General features: G+C 34.8%; 21 protein-coding genes. 12 read left to right on the top strand and 9 right to left on the bottom strand.

The annotated features are described in order from the left end of the window. Window positions 1-338: 338 nt before the first annotated feature. The 3 genes from CLU83_RS14415 to CLU83_RS14405 form a co-directional block, all read right to left on the bottom strand. Window positions 339-785 (bottom strand): DUF2059 domain-containing protein, encoded by a 447-nt coding sequence (locus tag CLU83_RS14415; RefSeq protein ID WP_100432254.1) that lies wholly within the window; start codon window positions 783-785, stop codon window positions 339-341. 491 nt (window positions 786-1,276) lie between these two features. Next, complete coding sequence (locus CLU83_RS14410) at window positions 1,277-2,533, bottom strand: aspartate kinase (RefSeq protein ID WP_100432253.1); 1,257 nt, start codon at window positions 2,531-2,533, stop codon at window positions 1,277-1,279. A gap of 78 nt (window positions 2,534-2,611) precedes the next feature. After that, complete coding sequence (locus CLU83_RS14405; protein ID WP_100432252.1) at window positions 2,612-3,103, bottom strand: GNAT family N-acetyltransferase; 492 nt, start codon at window positions 3,101-3,103, stop codon at window positions 2,612-2,614. A 170-nt stretch (window positions 3,104-3,273) separates the two neighbouring features. Here CLU83_RS14405 and fbp point away from each other — a divergent pair, with 170 nt between their 5' ends. Further along, window positions 3,274-4,293: a class 1 fructose-bisphosphatase gene (gene fbp / locus CLU83_RS14400; protein ID WP_100432251.1), complete on the top strand. Its 1,020-nt coding sequence runs from the start codon at window positions 3,274-3,276 to the stop codon at window positions 4,291-4,293. A 64-nt stretch (window positions 4,294-4,357) separates the two neighbouring features. Here the strand turns inward: fbp and CLU83_RS14395 are convergent, their stop codons facing one another. Then, window positions 4,358-4,789, bottom strand: a complete 432-nt coding sequence (locus CLU83_RS14395) for a TerB family tellurite resistance protein (RefSeq protein ID WP_100432250.1) — start codon at window positions 4,787-4,789, stop codon at window positions 4,358-4,360. A 184-nt stretch (window positions 4,790-4,973) separates the two neighbouring features. Here CLU83_RS14395 and CLU83_RS14390 point away from each other — a divergent pair, with 184 nt between their 5' ends. Genes CLU83_RS14390 through CLU83_RS14375 form a run of 4 tightly spaced genes read left to right on the top strand, consistent with a single transcriptional unit; the run spans window position 4,974 to window position 7,910 of the window. After that, window positions 4,974-5,567 (top strand): HupE/UreJ family protein, encoded by a 594-nt coding sequence (locus CLU83_RS14390; RefSeq protein ID WP_100433749.1) that lies wholly within the window; start codon window positions 4,974-4,976, stop codon window positions 5,565-5,567. 6 nt (window positions 5,568-5,573) lie between these two features. After that, window positions 5,574-6,005, top strand: a complete 432-nt coding sequence (locus CLU83_RS14385; protein ID WP_035634321.1) for a dCMP deaminase family protein — start codon at window positions 5,574-5,576, stop codon at window positions 6,003-6,005. Window positions 6,006-6,009: 4 nt separating this feature from the next. Next, window positions 6,010-7,587 (top strand): S41 family peptidase, encoded by a 1,578-nt coding sequence (locus CLU83_RS14380; protein ID WP_100432249.1) that lies wholly within the window; start codon window positions 6,010-6,012, stop codon window positions 7,585-7,587. An 11-nt stretch (window positions 7,588-7,598) separates the two neighbouring features. After that, window positions 7,599-7,910, top strand: a complete 312-nt coding sequence (locus tag CLU83_RS14375) for a hypothetical protein (protein ID WP_100432248.1) — start codon at window positions 7,599-7,601, stop codon at window positions 7,908-7,910. Between the two features lie 11 nt (window positions 7,911-7,921). Here the strand turns inward: CLU83_RS14375 and CLU83_RS14370 are convergent, their stop codons facing one another. The 3 genes from CLU83_RS14370 to CLU83_RS14360 form a co-directional block, all read right to left on the bottom strand. Beyond that, entirely contained in the window at window positions 7,922-8,527 is a 606-nt protein-coding gene (locus CLU83_RS14370; protein WP_100432247.1) for an FAD-dependent oxidoreductase, read from the bottom strand. Window positions 8,528-8,529: 2 nt separating this feature from the next. Beyond that, entirely contained in the window at window positions 8,530-8,733 is a 204-nt protein-coding gene (locus CLU83_RS14365) for a hypothetical protein (RefSeq protein ID WP_100432246.1), read from the bottom strand. A gap of 116 nt (window positions 8,734-8,849) precedes the next feature. After that, the gene (locus CLU83_RS14360) at window positions 8,850-9,428 is read right to left on the bottom strand and encodes a MarC family protein (protein ID WP_100433748.1); all 579 of its coding nucleotides are present in this window, start codon (window positions 9,426-9,428) and stop codon (window positions 8,850-8,852) included. Window positions 9,429-9,695: 267 nt separating this feature from the next. On the opposite strand from CLU83_RS14360, the gene CLU83_RS14355 reads away from it, so the two are divergent. The 5 genes from CLU83_RS14355 (at window position 9,696) to CLU83_RS14335 (ending at window position 14,961) form a co-directional block, all read left to right on the top strand. Continuing rightward, window positions 9,696-10,268 (top strand): DUF3109 family protein, encoded by a 573-nt coding sequence (locus tag CLU83_RS14355; protein ID WP_100432245.1) that lies wholly within the window; start codon window positions 9,696-9,698, stop codon window positions 10,266-10,268. Between the two features lie 260 nt (window positions 10,269-10,528). Further along, window positions 10,529-11,509 carry a ribonucleotide-diphosphate reductase subunit beta gene (locus CLU83_RS14350; protein ID WP_100432244.1) on the top strand — a complete coding sequence of 327 codons (981 nt, stop codon included), beginning with the start codon at window positions 10,529-10,531 and terminating at the stop codon, window positions 11,507-11,509. 283 nt (window positions 11,510-11,792) lie between these two features. After that, complete coding sequence (locus CLU83_RS14345; protein ID WP_100432243.1) at window positions 11,793-14,213, top strand: ribonucleoside-diphosphate reductase subunit alpha; 2,421 nt, start codon at window positions 11,793-11,795, stop codon at window positions 14,211-14,213. 242 nt (window positions 14,214-14,455) lie between these two features. Next, complete coding sequence (locus CLU83_RS14340) at window positions 14,456-14,662, top strand: addiction module protein (RefSeq protein WP_100432242.1); 207 nt, start codon at window positions 14,456-14,458, stop codon at window positions 14,660-14,662. Then, the gene (locus CLU83_RS14335) at window positions 14,662-14,961 is read left to right on the top strand and encodes a type II toxin-antitoxin system RelE/ParE family toxin (RefSeq protein WP_157802099.1); all 300 of its coding nucleotides are present in this window, start codon (window positions 14,662-14,664) and stop codon (window positions 14,959-14,961) included. The genes CLU83_RS14340 and CLU83_RS14335 overlap by 1 nt, the downstream gene beginning before the upstream one ends. A gap of 76 nt (window positions 14,962-15,037) precedes the next feature. On the opposite strand, the gene CLU83_RS14330 is transcribed toward CLU83_RS14335, so the two are convergent. Then, a complete protein-coding gene (locus CLU83_RS14330; RefSeq protein ID WP_100432240.1) occupies window positions 15,038-16,786 on the bottom strand; it encodes an ABC transporter ATP-binding protein in 1,749 nt (582 codons plus the stop codon). A gap of 122 nt (window positions 16,787-16,908) precedes the next feature. Between CLU83_RS14330 and CLU83_RS14325 the strand changes: the two genes are divergently transcribed. Then, the gene (locus CLU83_RS14325; RefSeq protein ID WP_100432239.1) at window positions 16,909-17,196 is read left to right on the top strand and encodes a metalloregulator ArsR/SmtB family transcription factor; all 288 of its coding nucleotides are present in this window, start codon (window positions 16,909-16,911) and stop codon (window positions 17,194-17,196) included. A 73-nt stretch (window positions 17,197-17,269) separates the two neighbouring features. Beyond that, window positions 17,270-18,019, top strand: coding sequence for an SDR family oxidoreductase (locus CLU83_RS14320; protein ID WP_100432238.1), 750 nt, complete (start codon window positions 17,270-17,272; stop codon window positions 18,017-18,019). Between the two features lie 129 nt (window positions 18,020-18,148). Here CLU83_RS14320 and metE read toward each other — a convergent pair whose 3' ends face one another. Then, window positions 18,149-20,473, bottom strand: a complete 2,325-nt coding sequence (gene metE / locus CLU83_RS14315; protein WP_100432237.1) for a 5-methyltetrahydropteroyltriglutamate--homocysteine S-methyltransferase — start codon at window positions 20,471-20,473, stop codon at window positions 18,149-18,151. Window positions 20,474-20,489: the final 16 nt, after the last annotated feature.

The following is a 20,489-nucleotide window of genomic DNA, read 5'->3' as shown; positions in this document are numbered from 1 at the left end:
TTTAGAATATCCATTTGAATAATAAAAATGCCTTTCTGGATTAGAAAGGCATTGATGCTATTTTAATCTATTAGCCAATACTCACTATGAAAATTTTCTGTTTAAATACTTAGGAGAATGCCTCTTGAATAAAAATTATTTCATAAGTTATAATAGGTTAATATAGAGTTGCTTATAAAAAAGAATCGTCAATTTTTTTTATAACATATTATTCCATTAATTTTTGTAAAATTATGACCAAATTTTCACGCTTGCATTTTATAGACAAGAAAACGACGTTGATTAAAATAAGAATAAAATTTTTTGCAAATCGTCAAAAGTAAGGATAAGGCAACTCTTTATTTTGGTTTCGTTACCGAATATGTATTTTGCGCAGGAACATCTTCTTTATATTTTGCGATTATCCCTTGCAATTCTTGACTCCATTCCTGTCCTGCCTGCATTGATTTTTGTCCAAGTTCGCCAGCTTTTTCACTCATTTTTTTTCCTACGGGACTTTCATAAAATACAATCATTGCTTTTATGTCAGCAGGGGTATAAATTTCCATATAAACATTAGACATTTTGTCAAGCAAACTTGGAATAGAAGCATCAAATTCTTTTGAAAAATTTTCTTTTTTATTCTCCGGAACCATATTCAAAATTTGCGGTTTTACAAGTTTTATTTGAGCATCGGCGCCACTAATAGAGATTAGTTTTAATACATCTGCTTTAAAACTGGCATCTTGCGCTATTGTTATTTGTGCTATTAACAAGAATGCAATTGATAGTAATAATTTTTTCATCGGATTATTATTTTATAATTTAACTTTTAAGGAGGCAAAGATTAATAAACTGAAATCAGTTTCCTATTCGAAAATGAATAATTTTGTTGATGGATCTTGTAATTATGTTAAATTTTATGGATTGTGTAAATATCACCAAAAGTAGGTATTGTTATTGTTGCTTTAATGCGAGATATTTATAAAAAAATATATAATGAGTATTGGTGCTAGAATAAAGAGACTTAGAGTGTCATTTAATTTTTCTCAACCTGAATTAGCCTGCCGTTTAGGAATATCGCAAACGACTTTGTGTAATATTGAAAGTGATAAATGTAAAAAATAGATTTTCTGATGATGGTTAAGGTTTGTCAAGAGTTTGATGTTACGATCGATTATTTTTTAAAAGATAAACAATCGAGTCAGGCAATGGCTGGCTAATTTCAATAAACAAAAAATGGAAGTCGTTAATTCGGCTTCCATTTTTTAAATTAACTAATGTTTTTTTCTAAGATTTAATTCTCTTTAGTCACAATCTGCATCGTTTCTCTGCTCACTTGTTTTAAAAGAACCGTTTTGTTTTCTTCCACGGTTTGAGCAGCATTTTCATTAAAATGTCTGATGGTATATAAGGTCACATTTTCGGTGAAATCTACTTTGAACTTTTTGGAAAGGATTGCATTCAATTCATTGAAATTCCCAAATTTATCTTCCACACATACTGAGAAACTAATCGCAGAATTCTGGATTAAGTTTACTTTTAGCTTAAATTGGTGAAACAAACCAAAGATTTCGCTGATGTTTTCTTCCATGATGAAAGAGAAATCTATTGAAGACAATGAAATCAGCAATTGATTTCTTTTTACAATAAAACAAGGCAAATACGGTTCAAGATCTACGCCTTTGGAAACAGCTGTCCCTTTTAGCAACGGATTGATAAAAGATTTTACATACAATGGAATTTCTTTTTTCTGTAAAGGCTGTAATGTTTTTGGGTGGATAACCGATGCTCCGTAAAAAGCCAATTCGATAGCTTCACGATAGGAAATTTGGTTCAGCAGGCTTGCATTTTCAAAATACCTTGGATCGGCATTCATTACTCCGGGAACGTCTTTCCAGATAGTTACGCTTTCGGCATTCAGGCAATATGCAAATATAGCGGCACTATAATCGGATCCTTCGCGCCCTAAAGTAGTTGTGAAATTGTTTTCGTCTGATCCCAAAAATCCTTGGGTAATGTTTAATATTTTACGTTTAACGTTGTTGGCAATATTTTTTTGCGTCAATTCCCAATCTACTTCAGCATCACGGTAAGTAGAATCTGTCTTAACAAAATTTCTAACATCCAACCATTGTGTCTGTATGCCTTTGAAAGCCATAAAATGACTCAGAATAGTAGTCGAAATCAATTCTCCGTAGCTTACAATTTGATCGTAAACAAAGTTATAATTTGGCGATTTATTATGCGCTAAAAAATATTCTAAATCAGCAAATTGAGTATTTACAGCAGTAAAAGCTTCATTTTTATCGTCTTCAAATAAATCTAATAGGATTTGATTGTGGTATTTTTTTACTTCTTGTACCGATGAATTTAATTCGGGTGATTTGTCAAAATAATTTTTGATTACGTCTTCAAGTGCATTAGTTGTCTTTCCCATAGCCGAAACGATAACCAGCACATCTTCATAGCCCACTTGTTGTAAAACGTCATATACGTTTTTGATACCGGCTGCATCTTTTACAGAAGCACCACCAAATTTGAATACCCTCATAGTATAAAATTAAATTTCAAAATATTTAAATTTCAAATTCCAAACATCAATTTTGAACTGGAATTTGATGTGATTTTTTTATTCGGATTTATTTTTTTCTAAAAATAAATCAATTGCAGCTTCATCCATTTGAACTACTCTCCAGTCTTCAAGAATATTGGCTCCCGATTTTTTGTAAAACTCCATTGCTGGTGTGTTCCAGTCCAATACATTCCATTCAATTCTTCTTACTTTGTCCTTTTTCCCCTGTTTGATAATTTCAGAATACAAAGCGTAGCCTAATCCTGTTCCGCGCATGTTTTCTTTTACAACTAAATCTTCCAGATGGATTGTCTTTCCTTTCCAAGTAGAGTAGCGGTAGTAATACAATGCTATGCCTACAATTTCGTTTGGGTTATTGGCAGCTTCGGCAACAAAAACTTGAAAGAGGGGTTTGTCTCCAAAACCATCGCCAATAAGATCATCAACCGTTATTAAAACTGCATCTGGCTCTTTTTCGAATACTGCCAGTTCCTGAATTAATGCTAAAACACCATGCATGTCCTCTTTTCTTCCTTTGCGTATTTTCATGATTTCGTGTTTTTATTCTTGAATTCTATTAAAAAACAGTCAATTAGGAACTTGTTTTTATGAAATATGTAGCAAATATACAATACAGATAAACTATCTAAGTATTATTCTTTTCATTTTCACAAAAAAAACGATATTTGTGACTTCAAACTAACTACATCGATTTCGTAATGAAAGAAAGAAACAAAACATTAGGCGAATTTATCATTGAAAATCAAAAAGCTTTTCAATACTCATCGGGTGAATTATCCAGGATTATTAATTCAATTCGGTTGGCTGCCAAAGTTGTCAATTACAAAGTAAACAAAGCAGGATTAGTAGACATTGTCGGTGCTGCCGGCGAGCAGAATATTCAAGGCGAAGATCAGCAAAAATTGGATGTTTATGCCAATGAAGTTTTTATTCAGACTTTAATTAATCGGGAAATTGTCTGCGGGATCGCTTCAGAGGAGAATGATGATTTTATTACAGTCGAAGGAAGTGATAACAGTCATAATAATAAGTATGTTGTTTTGATGGATCCGTTAGACGGCTCTTCTAATATTGATGTAAATGTTTCTGTAGGAACTATTTTTTCGGTGTATAGAAGAATTACGCCTATCGGAACTCCCGTAACACTAGAAGATTTTCTGCAGCCTGGTATTAATCAAGTAGCTGCAGGTTACGTAATTTATGGAACTTCGACTATGCTTGTCTATACTACAGGACATGGAGTGAACGGATTTACTTTGAATCCTGCTATCGGAACTTTTTATCTCTCGCATCCTAATATGAAATTTTCTGAGGATGGAAATATATATTCGATTAACGAAGGGAATTATGTTCATTTTCCGCAAGGGGTAAAAGACTATATCAAGTACTGTCAGCTCGAAGAAGAAGATCGCCCTTATACTTCCCGTTATATTGGAAGTTTAGTTTCGGATATTCACAGAAACATGATTAAAGGAGGAATTTATATTTATCCAACAAGCTCTAAAGCTCCAAGAGGAAAACTGCGTTTGCTGTACGAATGCAATCCGATGGCTTTTATCGTAGAACAAGCCGGCGGAAAAGCTTCGGATGGTTTTGACCGGATAATGGAAATTCAGCCTGCAGAACTTCATGAAAGAGTGCCTTTCTTTTGCGGAAGCTTAAACATGGTTAAAAAAGCCGAAGAGTTTATGCATAAAGCAAAACTGAGCAAATATTAAATAGTAAACCAAAACAAACCAAAGAATAAACCAAAAAAACAGCTCCCATTTTCGGGAGCTGTTGTTATTTATACATGTTTTTCATTTCATACAAAAAAGTTTCTTCATCTACTTGTAAGTCTACTAATTTTAGTGCTTTGTTTACTATGTAATTTACATTGCCAGGGGTAAAACCTAAGGCAAGAGCAAACTTAACCAATAGGTGTTCCTGTAAGTCTCCCAATTGATGATCACGGTGTACAATTCTGGCCAGTTTATAGAGAGCTTCCAGTCTTTCGATATATAAATAAGGTGCGTTGATTGGGTATTTAGAAGGATCTTCTAAAATCTCGTCGTATTCTTCCTTAGAAATTTGAAGCGCTACAGCTAATTTATCCAAAAAATTTTGCTCTTGCTCAGTAATATTACCATCGGCATGGGCTACACGGACAATGGCTGAAAAATGACCTCGGTTCTTTTGTATGTTTTCACTGTTGAATAAGTCTGAAAAAGGCATAATGTTTGTGTTTAAGGTTTGATATAAAGTTAGTTATTTTTTAGTATTGATTTTATTTTTTGATCGTTTTTTTGTAGGATTGAGGGACGTTTTTATTTTTTTAGTTAATGATTTTTTAATCAAATATTTCATTTTCAAAATTAATCGTAAGTTTACGTCCCCATATCATTTAATTCATTTAGTAATGTCAGAATTTCTAATATACTTTCAGATAGGTTTAAAACATGTATTGAATATACATGCTTATGATCATGTTTTGTTTTTAATTGCATTGTCTGTTCCTTTCTCTTTTAATGACTGGAAAAGAATTTTGCTTTTAGTAACTGTATTTACCTTGGGACATACTGCGGCACTTTTTCTTTCGGTTTTTGAAATTATAGCTGTCAAAGTTAATGTGGTCGAATTGCTGATACCAATTACGATTTTAATAACTGCTTTCTATAATTTATTTACGGCAGGGAAAACCAGTAAAAACGGAAGCGTCAATTTAGTTTTTATAGTAACATTGTTTTTTGGGATCATCCACGGGTTGGGGTTTTCAAATTATTTTAAAACACTATTGGGAGGCAGTGCCACTTCAAAATTATTGCCAATGTGTGAATTTGCATTAGGAATAGAAGCGGCTCAAATTACAGTTGTCATTGTAGTTTTGATTTTGTCTTATATTGTACAGACAGTCTTTCGTTTTTCAAAACGGGATTGGGCATTGGTGATGTCAGCATTTATAATTGGGGTAGTTTTGCCAATGATTTTGGAAAATGAAATCTGGAAGAGATAGACATTTATGGAAAAAATAAAATTAAACAAATACGACAAGGCCTATCTTAGGATTGCTACAGAATGGGGTTTGTTGTCCTATTGCAAAAGAAAACAAGTAGGGGCCATTATTGTAAAAGACCGAATGATTATATCTGATGGGTACAATGGAACGCCATCAGGGTTTGAAAACTGCTGTGAAGACGAAGACGGATTAACACGCTGGGATGTTCTGCATGCCGAAGCTAATGCCATATTGAAAGTGGCGAGATCTACACAGTCTTGTGAAGGAGCTACTTTGTATATAACGCTTTCGCCTTGTAAGGAATGCAGTAAGCTTATTCATCAGTCTGGGATAAAAAGAGTGGTTTATCATAATGGTTACCGAGATGATTCTGGATTGCAGTTTTTAATAAAGGCGGGTATAGAAGTAGAACATATCCCCGTTTTAGAAGATTAACAAAATGAAATTTGATAACAAGTATTTGCCCATATTAATTGGAGGCATTTTTGCCTTAGGCATTTTTATTGGCAGTTTGTCTGGCTCGCCATCATCCAAATCTTTTATTGCTAAACAAAACACTAAAGAAAAACTTAATAAGCTGATTGATTTCATCGATAATGAATATGTTGATGATGTGAATACAGATTCTATTGTAAGCTTAACTGTTGATAATATTTTGGCAAAGTTAGACCCGCATTCGGTGTATATTCCAGCACAGCAGCAAGCAGAAATAGCGGAGACCATGAAAGGAGATTTTGTGGGAATTGGAATTAATTTTTACATGTTTAAAGATTCTGTTGCAGTTATAGCTCCCGTAAAAAATGGTCCTTCTGCTAGAGCGGGTATCTTGGCTGGAGATCGTATTCTGTTTGCGGATAAAATCAAATTATTTGGCCGGAAATTACCTAATGACAGTTTGTTTGCTACTTTAAAGGGAGAAGTTGGTTCTAAAATAGAATTGACAGTTTACCGCAAATCTGAACATAAAAAAATGAAGATCACCATCAAACGTGATGTGATTCCTTTGAAAAGTGTTGATGTTGCCCTGCGGTTAAATGCCACTACTGGCTATATCAAGATAAATCGTTTTGCCGAAACTACTTATGCCGAATTTATAAAAGCTATGGCCAGCTTAAAAAAGCAAGGCGTAAAATCTCTTGTAATTGATGTTCGCGATAATGGCGGAGGATATATGGAAGAAGCAATCGCCATTGCCGATGAGTTTTTGAAAGACAAAACACTGATTGTGTTTACCAAAAGCACAAAAGAACCAACTGAGAAAATGTTTGCTACAGAAAAAGGCAGTTTTGAAACGGGCAATGTATTTGTTTTAATTAATGAAAACAGTGCTTCGGCCAGTGAGATTTTAGCAGGAGCGATACAGGATAATGACCGCGGGACAATCGTAGGAAGGCGCTCTTTTGGTAAAGGGTTGGTGCAGCGGGAAATGGATTTTAATGATGGTTCGGCGGTTCGGCTTACAATTGCCAGATATTATACGCCAACAGGAAGATCTATTCAAAAGCCTTATTCCAAAGGGAATGAAGAATATTTTAAAGAATCGGATTCGCGTTTTTTACACGGAGAATTGTATAAAAAAGACAGTATAAAAGTGGTGGATTCCTTGAAGTTTAAGACTAAAAAAGGAAAAATTGTTTATGGTGGAGGCGGTATTGTTCCTGATGTTTTTGTGCCTTTGGAAGCAGAACATGGAACTGAAAATGTTTCGTATTTATTACAGTCAGGAATTGTAGGGCATTTTGTTTTTGAGCAATTGGATAAAAACAGAAATATGTTTGCAAAAATGACTTTCGATCAGTTTCAAACTAAAATCAATACAACCGATTTATATTTTAATGCCTTTGAAAAGTATCTTGCCCAAAACGGATTGCAGATCAATTTGATTAACTATAAAGCTTTGGTAAAAAGATATGTTAATGCTGAATTTGCCCGACAATTGTATGGCGACAGCTATTATTATAAAATGGTTCTGAAAGAAGATGCTATGATTAAAGCAGTTTTGAATCCAAAACAGTAAACAAAATAAAAATGAAAAATACGCTTCGATTTTCGGCAGTTTTAATGCTTTTGGTTTTTACCGTTTCTTGTGCCTGTATGAAAGATAAAAATACAATTTCAGGAAAAGTTGTGTCTGTTGAGTTTGGAAAAGACGGCTATACTGCTAGAATTGGCACGGATAAAAACGAGGTTTATTTCGCGTTAATTAGTATAGTGAATCTTGGCGGTCCTCAAAATTACAAAAAGCTCAAAGAAGGTGAGGAAGTTACAGTAAAAGGAGAAATCTGGAAAACTGAAACCGAAAATCATATCAAAGTAAAAGAGATTGTTTCGGTTAAGTAAATGAAATTAATTTATCGAATACTGTCGTGAGAATGACTTTGTGTGCCTCCGTTCCATAAAGTAAGCAAATCGGTAGCAACAGCGGCACCGCTTCCTGCGGCAATAGCCAGCTGGCTTCTCCACCCTGCAAGAGTTCCTGTCACATAAATGCCGTCAGCTACTTTATGATCTGTGTTTTTAAGTTGGATTCTTTGTTTTTCGGGTAAGGTTTTTTTGTGTGGTTCTACAAATTGCATCAAGCCTTCAATAGCAAATGTATTGGCAGAGCCTATACCAATGACAATATTTTGGGTTTGGTACGTATTTTTGTTAGTAATTACAGTAAATTCAGGATAGTGTCCTTTAATTTTTAATACTTTTTCTTCGGGGATTTGAGTGATATGAGGATAAGTTTCGGATAAATGCTCTATACTTTCGATTAATAATTCAGATCCTAATTTTCCTGGAGCAATTCCATAGGCATTGTTGAAAAGTGCTTCTTGTAGAGCAGAAGTCTTCTGGTGGGTAAAGATCCCAATTTTCTTATTAGCAACAAACGCTTTCTTTTTGGCTGAGCCCAATACCATTGCGCATGACATTCCTGAAACACCTCCGCCTATAATCAATACATCAAACACAGTTATGCGTTATCGTTCATTTTTTCAACTATTTTTTTAGACATTCTAAAAATCAGAAGAATTAATACTGCACAAAATGAAGCGACTACACCAACAAGCGCGATTACACTGTCTCCTTTAAACGGATTTTGAAAATCAATTAAGGTAATATTGAAAACAAGAAGCGAAACGGCTAAAAACACTAAGATGTTAGTGAAAATTTTCATAAGTTATATTTTTTTTTAACCGGTAAAGTTTTATTCATAGACTATCGTTAAATCGTTCAAATACAAGTAATCTTTACCAGAAAAGATTTTAGGGGATAAATTTATAATTTTTTTTTTTAGAGAAACAAACCTTTAACATTAGCGGCAAATAATTTAACAGCTATTGCCAAAAGGACTACACCAAATGTCTTACGAATTACCCCAAGTCCATTTTGACCCAGCATTTTTTCGATTTTTCCAGAAGATTTTAAAACAATATAAACTAATATAATGTTTAGTACTATGGCGATAACAATATTTAGAGTGTGAAATTGTGACCGCAATGAAAGTAAAGTAGTCATTGTTCCAGCACCTGCAATGAGTGGGAAAGCTAATGGAACGATAGAGGCGGAGCCTGCTTCTTCATCTCGATAAATTCGAATTCCCAAAATCATTTCTAATGCTAAAAAAAATAATACAAAAGATCCTGCTACTGCAAATGAATGTACGTCAATACCTATGAGACTCAAAAATTCTTCTCCTATAAATAAAAACAGTACCATAATGAGTCCTGCAACCAATGCTGCTTTCTCGGATTCAATATGGCCGTGTTTGGCTCTTAATCCTACTATGATTGGAATGGATCCTACGATATCAATTACAGCAAAAAGAACCATTCCTACCGTTATTATTTCTTTTATATTGAAATCCATCATAAATATTAATTTTAATGAATAATTGCTTGGGAGCATTAAGGTTTCAAAAATACGTATATTTTTTCATTACAGGAATTCTAGTGTTAATTGATAATGGAGTCAAATAATTTGTTTTTTATATTAATGAACAGATAATTAATAGGTTGTTGAGGCTGAAAATAAAAAAGGCTAATGATTTATGTAAGTAAAATAGTTGCAATGTGTTAATTTGATGTGTAAGTTTAAAAGTGGATTTTTATTTCCTGAATCTTTGGTTACCTTTGCAAAATGTTTCAGCTAGGAAAAACCATCGTCTCGGAGGATATACTCGAAAAAGAATTTGTTTGTAATTTGTCAGCCTGCAAAGGGGCTTGCTGTGTCGATGGCGATGCGGGTGCTCCATTAAGTTTGGCAGAAACAAAAATATTGGAGGAAATATATCCAAAGGTGAAACCATTTTTAAGAAAACAGGGAATTGAGGCGATTGAAGCTCAGGGTACCTGGGTAAATGGAACAGATGGCGATCTGGAAACACCGCTGATTGACAATAAAGATTGTGCTTATGTCATTTTTGACGGGAAAACTGCACTTTGCGGAATAGAACAAGCTTACAATCAAGGAATAATTGACTGGAAAAAACCGGTTTCCTGTCATTTGTATCCTATACGAGTTAAAGATTTCACCGAGTTTGCAGCTGTTAATTATGACAAATGGGATATTTGTGACGCAGCCTGTTCTTTAGGACAGGAACTCGAAGTTCCAGTGTATAAATTTGTCAAAGAAGCCCTTGTACGCCGCTTTGGAAACGACTGGTATTTGGAACTTGAAAAAGTTGCCGAAGACTTAAAAAAAGGTTTGTAGAAACCAACTCTGAAATTCTTATTTTTTTCTTTTAAATTCGTTATTTTATGGGAGTTTGCATCGTTTTATTAGGTGTAAATTATTGAAAATCAAATAAATATAATTTGTATGAAAAGTATTCCCATTTGTATTTTTTGTTAAAAACTATGAGCTATTGTGAATAAGTTTGACTTTTAATAACCGCATTATTTCACAATCTTTGTAATTCGGTTTTCGTATTCATTTTCATAAAAAAAAATCAAAATAAACAACATAATCCAATGTCTAAAATAGAACCAATTTTACAAGAAAATAAAAATCGTTTCGTAATTTTTCCAATTAAGCATCATGATATTTGGGAAAGATACAAAATGATGGAAGCTAGTTTTTGGACTGCTGAAGAGATTGATTTGTCACAGGATTTAAATGATTGGAATAATAAGTTAAATGATGATGAACGTTATTTTATAAAACACATTTTAGCTTTTTTTGCAGCCTCAGACGGAATTGTTAATGAAAATCTTGCTGAGAATTTTGTGAATGAAGTGCAATATGCTGAAGCTAAATTTTTCTATGGTTTCCAGATCATGATGGAAAATATCCATAGTGAAACGTATTCTCTTTTGATTGACACCTATGTAAAAGACGAAACCGAAAAATCGGATTTATTCAATGCTTTGGATGTTTTTCCTGCTATCAGAAAAAAAGCAGACTGGGCATTAAAATGGATTGAATCGGATTCTTTTGCCGAAAGGCTGATTGCTTTTGCAGCAGTAGAAGGGATTTTCTTTTCAGGAGCATTTTGTTCTATTTATTGGTTGAAAAAACGGGGATTAATGCCAGGTTTGACCTTTTCAAATGAGCTGATTTCCCGTGACGAAGGTGTTCACTGTGATTTTGCAGTTCATTTGCATAACCACCATTTGGTAAATAAAGTGCCAAAAGAAAGAATTAGAAGTATTATCGTTGATGCTTTGAATATAGAAAGAGAATTTATTACCGAATCGCTTCCTGTGAGCTTAATCGGGATGAATGCTGGTTTAATGACTCAATATCTGGAATTTGTAGCCGACAGGCTATTGGTAGAGTTGGGTTGTGACAGAGAATACAATGTTTCTAATCCATTCGATTTTATGGATATGATTTCACTACAAGGGAAAACTAATTTCTTCGAGAAAAAAGTTGCTGAATATCAAAAATCAGGCGTTAAAGTTACTGAAGGCGGTGATTCCCAAAAAATAAGCTTCGACGCTGATTTTTAAAATACAATTTTGATGTAAAATACGTTATAGTATTTAACGCAGTTTAAAAAAATAATAAAAGAACAATTATAATTAAATAGTTTTTTAAGATCCCCAAATCTGAAAGCTAAGTTAATTCAGTCCCGTTATTTTCGGGACATACAACGGCGTTTTGTTTCATTTCATTTTTATGCGATGAAACGAAATATCGAAGTGTGTTATGGATTAACGCAGAGTAAAAAAATGAATTATGAATTCCTACTGTTCGTAAGTCACAATTCATTCACTAAATAAATTAGAGAGTATGTACGTTGTAAAAAGAGACGGCCACAAAGAGCCTGTAATGTTTGATAAAATTACAGAGAGAATTAAAAAGTTATGTTATGGCTTGAACGAATTGGTTGATCCAGTTAAAGTTGCTATGCGTGTTATTGAAGGTTTGTATGATGGGGTTTCTACATCCGAACTGGATAATCTTGCTGCAGAAACTGCTGCTTCTATGACAATTGCTCACCCAGATTATGCACAATTGGCCGCTCGTATTGCGATATCAAATTTACATTCAAACACCAAAAAATCATTCTCGGAAACGATGAATGAAATGTATCACTATATCAATCCAAGAACTAATCAAGAGTCGCCATTATTGGCTGAAGAGGTTCATAAAGTGATTATGGAAAATGCCGAATTTTTGGATTCGCATATCATTTACAATAGAGATTTTAACTACGATTATTTTGGTTTTAAAACGCTTGAACGTTCGTATTTATTAAAAATAAACGGAAAAATAGTGGAGCGTCCGCAACACATGCTGATGCGTGTTTCTGTTGGGATTCACCTTGACGATTTAAAATCGGTATTGGAAACTTATGACTTAATGTCTAAAAAATTCTTTACCCACGCAACTCCAACTTTATTTAACGCAGGTACTCCAAAACCTCAAATGTCTTCTTGCTTCCTTTTGGCAATGCAGGATGACAGTATTGATGGTATTTATGATACTTTAAAACAAACAGCAAAAATCTCGCAATCAGCTGGCGGAGTTGGACTTTCTATCCATAATGTTCGTGCAACGGGTTCTTATATTCGTGGTACAAACGGTACTTCAAACGGAATTGTGCCAATGTTGAGAGTTTTTAACGATACAGCTCGTTATGTAGATCAAGGTGGAGGAAAAAGAAAAGGGAGTTTTGCAATTTATATCGAAACTTGGCATGCCGATATTTTCGACTTTCTGGATTTGAAAAAGAATACAGGTAAAGAAGAGATGCGTGCCAGAGATTTATTCTTCGCGATGTGGACTTCTGATTTATTCATGAAACGTGTTCAGGAAGATTCTACTTGGACTTTGATGTGTCCTAACGAATGTCCAGGTTTGTATGATGTGTATGGCGAAGAATTCGAAGCTTTATATACCGATTATGAATTTAGAGGAAAAGGTAGAAAAACCATCAAAGCACGTGAATTATGGGAGAAAATCCTTGAGTCACAAATTGAGACTGGAACGCCTTATATGTTGTATAAAGATGCAGCCAACAGAAAATCAAACCAAAAAAATCTAGGAACTATTCGTTCATCGAATTTGTGTACCGAGATTATGGAATTCACTTCAAGTGATGAGGTGGCGGTTTGTAATTTGGCTTCTATTTCTTTACCGATGTTTATCGAGAATGGAGCTTTTAATCATCAATTATTATTTGATGTAACTAAACGAGTGACTCGTAACTTGAACAGAGTAATCGACAGAAACTACTATCCTGTAAAAGAAGCCGAAAATTCCAATATGCGTCACAGACCAATCGGTCTTGGAGTACAAGGTCTTGCTGATGCTTTCATCATGTTACGTTTGCCTTTTACAAGTGACGAAGCTAAAACATTAAACCAAGAAATATTCGAAACCCTTTACTTTGCTGCCTGTACCGCATCTATGGAAATGGCAATAGAAGAAGGTCCATATTCTACTTTCAAAGGTTCTCCAATGTCAAACGGTGAATTCCAGCACAATTTGTGGGGAATGAAAGACGAAGAGTTATCAGGAAGATGGGACTGGGCTTCGCTTAGAAAAGAAGTGGTGAAAAACGGAGTTCGTAACTCATTATTGGTTGCGCCAATGCCAACGGCTTCGACTTCTCAAATTTTGGGTAACAACGAAGCATTTGAACCTTATACTTCAAATATTTACACAAGACGTGTACTATCTGGAGAATTTATCGTAGTGAACAAACATTTATTACACGATTTAGTAAGACTTGGATTGTGGAATGATAACTTGAAACAAGAAATCATGCGTCACAACGGATCGGTGCAGAACATTGATATAATTCCGCAAGATTTGAAGGAGTTGTATAAAACTGTTTGGGAAATGTCAATGAAAGATATCATCGATATGTCTCGTCAAAGAGGATATTTTGTAGATCAGTCACAATCGCTGAACTTGTTCATGCAGGACGCCAATTATTCTAAATTGACATCTATGCACTTCTATGCTTGGCAGTCTGGATTGAAAACCGGAATGTACTACTTGAGAACCAAAGCAGCGGTTGATGCTATTAAGTTTACGTTGAACAACGATAAAAAAGAGGAAGCTATTCCTGATTCTAAACCACAAGCAAGAGTTCTTGAAGCCGTTGAGGTGCAAGCTCAAATGACTCCTGAAGAATACAGAGCAATGATTGAATTAGCTAAAAATGCTGGCCCGGAAGATTGCGAAATGTGTGGGTCTTAATCGAGAAAACAGAAAAAAGAGGAACAGCTATTGTAATGATAGCTGTTTTTTTTGGAGCTAATCCCGCTTTTCGTTTCAAATGTATTCACTGAACTCCTATAAAAATAAAAGTTTAGTGAAGTAATCTTTTTATTTTTAAAGGAAAAATAAAAAGAATTTTCACTTCAATCGGGGCTAGAGGGTTCTCGATTCCTAATTAATTTTGTTTAAATTTGTAGTATTCAATACTAATACAGGGAGTTATGGAAATTAAAAATTTGTCTAAATACAGTAATGCAGAAAAAATTGTTCTTGCCGAGCAATTATGGGACAGTGTTTCTAAAAATGATTTAGAAATTTCTGATGATGTGAAAAGAGAATTAGATATTCGAATAAAGAATTTAGAAGAAGGGAAAACGGAATTGTATACTTGGGATGAGGTTAAAAACCATTTAAAAAGTATTCGATAGTGTACAAAATTCATTTCGTAAAAGAAGCGTTATTTGATATTGAAGATATTGTTCTTTGGTATGAAGAACAAAGAATAGGACTTTCTTATGATTTTGAACTTTGTCTAGAAGCTGGAATTGATACTATTTTGAGAAATCCAGATGCGTTTCAAAAAAGATATAAAAACATAAAAGTTAGGTTTATTTCACGGTTCCCTTATGGAATTCATTATAGATTTGAAAAGAGCGAAATTATTGTTATTGGCGTTTTTCATACCTCGCGTTCTCCTAAAAATTGGTCTAAAAGATTGGGATTATAAAAACAAAACCTAGCAAATTCAGAATTTGCTAGGTTTTTTCAGTTGTAAATTATTCAAACTGTTCAGAATAAATCCGTTACTTCCTCTCTCCAATCTGTTGTCTCCACATTGCATAATATAAGCCTTTTTCGTCCAATAAATCTTGGTGTTTGCCTTGTTCGATGATTTCTCCTTGCTCCAAAACGAATATTTTATCAGCGTGCATAATGGTCGATAAACGATGTGCAATCAATACTGTAATTTGGTCTTGTTTAGATGATATGCTGCGGATGGTTTTGGTGATTTCTTCTTCGGTAATCGAGTCCAATGCTGAGGTTGCTTCGTCAAAAAGTAACAAGTGCGGATTTCTAAGCAGAGCTCTGGCAATAGACAAACGCTGTTTTTCGCCACCGGATACTTTTATACCGCCTTCACCAATCGTTGTATTGATTCCATTTTCGGCACGTTTTAATAAATTTTGACATGCCGATTTTTTTAAAACATCGTTGATTTCTTCGTCGGTAGCATTTGGTTTTACAAATAGTAAATTGTCTTTTATCGTTCCTGAAAACAATTGAGCATCTTGGGTTACAAAACCTAGTTGCTGTCTTAATTCGGTAAGGTCAATGTCTTTGGCATTTTTTTCATTATAAAAAATAGCGCCTTCTGCGGGATTATACAATCCGACTAGCATTTTTACCAAAGTCGTTTTACCGCTTCCCGATGGCCCCACAAAAGCAATGGTTTCGCCAGCTTTCGCTTCAAAAGAAATATTTTTTACAGCATAGGAACTGGCAGTTTGGTGCTTAAATGAAATATTCTCAAAACGCAGATGATTGATGGCACCAATAGTTTTTGGATTTACAGGCGTTTCTTCACTTTTGGAATTCATTAAATCAGCAAAATTATCCATCGAAGCTTTCGTTTCGTTATAGGTTGCAATTACGTTTCCAAGTTCTTGCAGCGGATTAAACAAAAAGAAAGAAAAGAACATTAAAGTAATCAAATCTCCCGGTTTGATAATGTCTTTAAAAATGAACATATAGAGTGCAAAAACCAAAGTAGTTCTCATAAAATGAACCGTTGTGCCTTGTATAAAACTCAGCGAACGGATGAATCGTACCTTTTTGAGTTCTAATCCAAGGATTCTAATGGTTGTAGCATTCAGTCTATTGACTTCTTGCTCGGTTAATCCTAAACTTTTTACAAGTTCGATATTTCTTAGGGATTCGGTTGTGGCTCCTGCTAAAGCTGTAGTTTCTCCTAAAATCTCTCTGGAAACTTTCTTGATTCTTTTGCCTAAAAATGAACTGATAAAAGCGATTACAGGAACGGTTGCCAAAAATATTGGCCCCAACAGCCAATGAATACTTATTGCATAAACCACGACAAATACGATGCCGACTATCGATTGAAAAATTAATGATATAGCCAGTGTGATGAATTTTTCGCAGTCAATTTTTACTTTTTGAAGTTTGCCTAAGGTTTCGCCGCTTCGCTGGTCTTCAAAATCCTGAAAAGGCAATTGCAGTGCTTTTTGAATCCCTTCGGTATACATTTGTGCACCTGTCCGCTGAATGATGATATTGGTGAAATAATCCTGAAAGTTTTTGGCAATTCTGGAAACCATCGCAGCACCTAAAGAGATAGCCAGCCAGCCTAAAACTGCTTTGGTAAAACTGAGCTGATTGTGATTAAAATTGGCAACACCAACACCGCATTCGTTAAGCAGTTTACCAATAATAATGGAATCATATAAGGAAAAACACTGATTTATTGTGGCCAAAAGCAACGCTATGTATAAAAGCGTTTTGTGGGTTTTGAGATACGTATATAAAATTTTCATAGAGGATGTTTTTGAAGAAAATAATTCAAGCTGTAATTAGTCATTGAAATATTGTTCGTGCAAATTTAGAAATTATATCGAAGTATTTCGATATATTGAAAATATATTTTTATCTTTGCCCCATGATTATGAGTTTAAGCATAAAACAAGTCGAAAAAATCTCAAAAGCTTTGGGCGATCCTTATCGTCTGAAGATTATGAAGATTGTCAGCGGTAGCGAAAGCTGTGTGCAATGCTGTGATGTCTCGGCTGAGTTTAATCTGGCTCAATCTACAATGTCACATCATATAAAACAACTGATAGACGCCGATTTATTAATAGCCGATAAAGAAGGTCGTAACCTGAAGTTTGTAGTCAATAAAGAAGTTTGTACTGCTTATGCGGACTATATCAACAGTTTAGTGCTTTAGCTTTTTTTTAATCAAAAACATCGAAATACTTAGATATTTGAATACTTGAAATAATCAAACTATAAATAAATTCATGAAAAAATTACAAAACAAAGTAGCCGTAATTACAGGAGGTAACAGCGGAATAGGATTGGCAACAGCTAAATTATTTGCAGAACAAGGTGCAAAAGTGGCGATAACTGGCCGTAACAAAAAGACCATTGATGAAGCGGTCTTCGAGATTGGGAATGCCTCGATTGGCTTGGTGAGCGATGTTTCGGATATAAACAATATTGATACTACTTATGGAACTGTAAAAGATACTTTTGGAAAAATTGATGTATTGGTAGTGAATGCAGGCGTATTTATCGCAGCGCCTTTAGCCGATTATACCGAAGAAATGTTCGACCAAACCAGTGATATTAATTTCAAAGGTGTTTTCTTCACGATTCAAAAAGCATTACCACATTTAAATGATGGCGCTTCGATTGTTATTACGGCATCTACAGTAGCTCACAAAGGATTTGCGACAACGGCTGCTTACTCAGCTTCGAAAGCTGCAGTTCGTTCGTTGGCAAGAACGTTATCTGCTGAATTATTGGACAGAAATATTCGTGTCAATGTGCTTTCTCCTGGCCCTATTGATACCCCAATATTTGCAAGAGGCGGTGCTTCCGAAGAAGAAGCCAACGGAACAAAAGCGTATTATGCTTCAGGAATTCCAGCCAAACGTTTGGGAACTTCAGAAGAGATGGCTGCAGGATTCCTTTATCTGGCTTCCGATGATTCTAAGTTTATGATAGGAGGAGAGCTGTTATTGGATGGGGGAGCAGCGACGTTATAATTATTAATTCAATGTAAATACAAAAAGGCTTCATCACGAAGCCTTTTTTATAAATAACTATCAAGGAATGTTTGTAAATAAATGATGAACTCTTACTGCAAAACTCCCTTAATGGTTTTGAAATAAATATTAAATTGTTTCCAAATGAGAGGCAGCAACACGCATTTTCTTAGCAGCATTCACCATTTCGATTAAGGCTTTTTTGGTTTCATCCCAATGGCGTGTTTTCAAACCGCAATCAGGATTTACCCACAATTGATCGGCTGGAATCACCGAGGCTGCTTTTTTCAGCAAGTGAACCATTTCTTCGTTGGAAGGAACACGTGGCGAATGAATGTCGTATACTCCAGGGCCAATTTCGTTCGGGTATTTAAAATCAGCAAAAGCATCTAGCAATTCCATTTGCGAACGAGAACATTCGATAGTAATTACATCAGCATCCATGTCTGCAATATTTTGAATGATATCGTTGAATTCGCTGTAGCACATGTGTGTGTGGATTTGGGTATCATCAGCAACATCGCTGGCCGAAATTCTAAAAGCTTTTATCGCCCACTCAAGATAATTTGCCCATTCTTCTTTGCGTAATGGTAATCCTTCGCGAATCGCTGGCTCGTCAATTTGAATGATTTTGATTCCTGCTTTTTCTAAGTCAACAACTTCATCACGAATAGCCAAAGCAATCTGCGTACAAGTTTCAGAACGTGGCTGATCATTGCGGACAAACGACCATTGTAAGATAGTTACTGGTCCGGTCAGCATTCCTTTTACCCATTTTGGAGTAAGCGACTGTGCAAATTCAGCCCATTTTACAGTCATTGGATTTGGACGGGAAACATCTCCATAAATAACTGGAGGTTTTACACAGCGGCTTCCGTAGCTTTGTACCCAGCCATTTTTGGTAAAGGTAAATCCGTCCAATTGCTCACCAAAATATTCCACCATATCGTTGCGCTCAAATTCCCCGTGAACTAAAACATCAATTCCTGATTCTTCCTGAAAACGGATAGTTTCTTCGGTTTCCTTTTTAAGTAAAGCATCGTATTCCGCTTGAGTTAATTCGCCTTTTTTGAATTTGGCTCTCCAGCTTCTTACTTCTGCAGTCTGGGGGAATGATCCAATTGTTGTGGTTGGAAACAAAGGCAGTTGCAAAGCTTCGGCTTGTTTTTGTCTTCGCGTTGCAAAAGTATTGTTTCTTTTAGAATCCGATTCAACAATAGAAGCGACTCTATTTTTTACTTTTTCGTTATGAATTAATTTAGAAGTTTTACGGTTATTGTTTGCAACAATATTAGCTTCTAATTGAGTAGCGTCAGCAACAGAAATATTTTCGGAAGCTAAGTTTTTTAATAAAGAAACTTCTTGAATTTTTTGCTTTGCAAAAGCCAGCCATTGTTTGATTTCAGGAGTTAATGTTGCATCATTAGTTTCCAAATCTAAATCACAGGGCGAGTGAATTAAAGAACAGGAAGGAGCAACTAAAATTCGATTTTCTCCCAAAGCAGTAACTGCTTTTTCGATTAGTGCTAACGATTTTTTAAAATCATTTTTCCAGATGTTTCTTCCGTCCACTACACCAAGAGAAAGATTTACGCTGTTGTCCAGTTTTCCTGATTCTAAAATATCATCTAATTGAGAAGAACATCGTACTAAATCCAAGTGTAAAGTATGAACCGGCAAAGCTAAAACGGTCTCCAGATTTTCGCCAAAACAATCAAAATAATTGGCTAAAATTATTTTTAATGAGGAGAATTTTTTGCTGATTTCATTGTAAACATGAGTAATTGCATTACGTTCTTTGTCTGTCAAATTCAAGGCTAAAAACGGCTCGTCTAACTGAATATATTCTGCTCCTTCCTTTTGTAATGCGTTTAGAATTTCAAAATATACAGGCAATAATTTTTCGATAAGATCAATTCTATGAAAACCATCTTCTTTTTCTTTTCCAAGCAATAAATAAGAAACAGGTCCGATTAAAACAGGTTTTGTTATGATTCCAAGGTTTTTAGCTTCAATAAATTCAGCTATAATTTTGGTCGAAAACAGTTCAAATTTTTGGTTTTTGGTAAATTCTGGAACAATGTAGTGGTAGTTGGTGTCAAACCATTTCGTCATTTCCATCGCCACAACATCTTGTCCGTCTTTTTGAGCGCCGCGAGCCATAGCAAAATACAAGTCAAGTGAGTTGTTTGTTCTAGCAAATTCTTGGTAGCGTTCTGGAATTGCGCCAAGCGTAAGAGTCAAATCCAGTACTTGATCATAAAGCGAAAAGTCATTTGACGGAATCAAATCAATGCCATTTTCGGCTTGTAATTGCCAATTTTCTTTCCTGATTGTTGAACCTGCGGCCAATAAATTTTCGGGAGAAATTTTTCCAGCCCAGTACAATTCATTCGCTTTTTTCAATTCTCTGTTGCTGCCAATTCTTGGATAACCTAAATTATTTGTTTTCATTTTTATCAGTATTTAT

It is taken from the genome of Flavobacterium sp. 1 (assembly GCF_002797935.1).
Taxonomy (GTDB): Bacteria; Bacteroidota; Bacteroidia; order Flavobacteriales; family Flavobacteriaceae; genus Flavobacterium.
The sequence above is the reverse complement of the archived record's forward strand: the minus strand, read 5'-3'. Positions and strand labels throughout refer to the sequence as shown.

Excerpts from the sequence above, each read along its gene's own strand:
- CLU83_RS14415 (WP_100432254.1), bottom strand. The coding sequence starts at position 785 with ATGAAAAAATTATTACTATCAATTGCATTCTTGTTAATAGCACAAATA.
- CLU83_RS14410 (WP_100432253.1), bottom strand. The coding sequence starts at position 2,533 with ATGAGGGTATTCAAATTTGGTGGTGCTTCTGTAAAAGATGCAGCCGGT.
- CLU83_RS14405 (WP_100432252.1), bottom strand. The coding sequence starts at position 3,103 with ATGAAAATACGCAAAGGAAGAAAAGAGGACATGCATGGTGTTTTAGCA.
- fbp (WP_100432251.1), top strand. The coding sequence starts at position 3,274 with ATGAAAGAAAGAAACAAAACATTAGGCGAATTTATCATTGAAAATCAA.
- CLU83_RS14395 (WP_100432250.1), bottom strand. The coding sequence starts at position 4,789 with ATGCCTTTTTCAGACTTATTCAACAGTGAAAACATACAAAAGAACCGA.
- CLU83_RS14390 (WP_100433749.1), top strand. The coding sequence starts at position 4,974 with ATGTCAGAATTTCTAATATACTTTCAGATAGGTTTAAAACATGTATTG.
- CLU83_RS14385 (WP_035634321.1), top strand. The coding sequence starts at position 5,574 with ATGGAAAAAATAAAATTAAACAAATACGACAAGGCCTATCTTAGGATT.
- CLU83_RS14380 (WP_100432249.1), top strand. The coding sequence starts at position 6,010 with ATGAAATTTGATAACAAGTATTTGCCCATATTAATTGGAGGCATTTTT.
- CLU83_RS14375 (WP_100432248.1), top strand. The coding sequence starts at position 7,599 with ATGAAAAATACGCTTCGATTTTCGGCAGTTTTAATGCTTTTGGTTTTT.
- CLU83_RS14365 (WP_100432246.1), bottom strand. The coding sequence starts at position 8,733 with ATGAAAATTTTCACTAACATCTTAGTGTTTTTAGCCGTTTCGCTTCTT.
- CLU83_RS14360 (WP_100433748.1), bottom strand. The coding sequence starts at position 9,428 with ATGATGGATTTCAATATAAAAGAAATAATAACGGTAGGAATGGTTCTT.
- CLU83_RS14355 (WP_100432245.1), top strand. The coding sequence starts at position 9,696 with ATGTTTCAGCTAGGAAAAACCATCGTCTCGGAGGATATACTCGAAAAA.
- CLU83_RS14350 (WP_100432244.1), top strand. The coding sequence starts at position 10,529 with ATGTCTAAAATAGAACCAATTTTACAAGAAAATAAAAATCGTTTCGTA.
- CLU83_RS14345 (WP_100432243.1), top strand. The coding sequence starts at position 11,793 with ATGTACGTTGTAAAAAGAGACGGCCACAAAGAGCCTGTAATGTTTGAT.
- CLU83_RS14340 (WP_100432242.1), top strand. The coding sequence starts at position 14,456 with ATGGAAATTAAAAATTTGTCTAAATACAGTAATGCAGAAAAAATTGTT.
- CLU83_RS14330 (WP_100432240.1), bottom strand. The coding sequence starts at position 16,786 with ATGAAAATTTTATATACGTATCTCAAAACCCACAAAACGCTTTTATAC.
- CLU83_RS14325 (WP_100432239.1), top strand. The coding sequence starts at position 16,909 with ATGATTATGAGTTTAAGCATAAAACAAGTCGAAAAAATCTCAAAAGCT.
- CLU83_RS14320 (WP_100432238.1), top strand. The coding sequence starts at position 17,270 with ATGAAAAAATTACAAAACAAAGTAGCCGTAATTACAGGAGGTAACAGC.
- metE (WP_100432237.1), bottom strand. The coding sequence starts at position 20,473 with ATGAAAACAAATAATTTAGGTTATCCAAGAATTGGCAGCAACAGAGAA.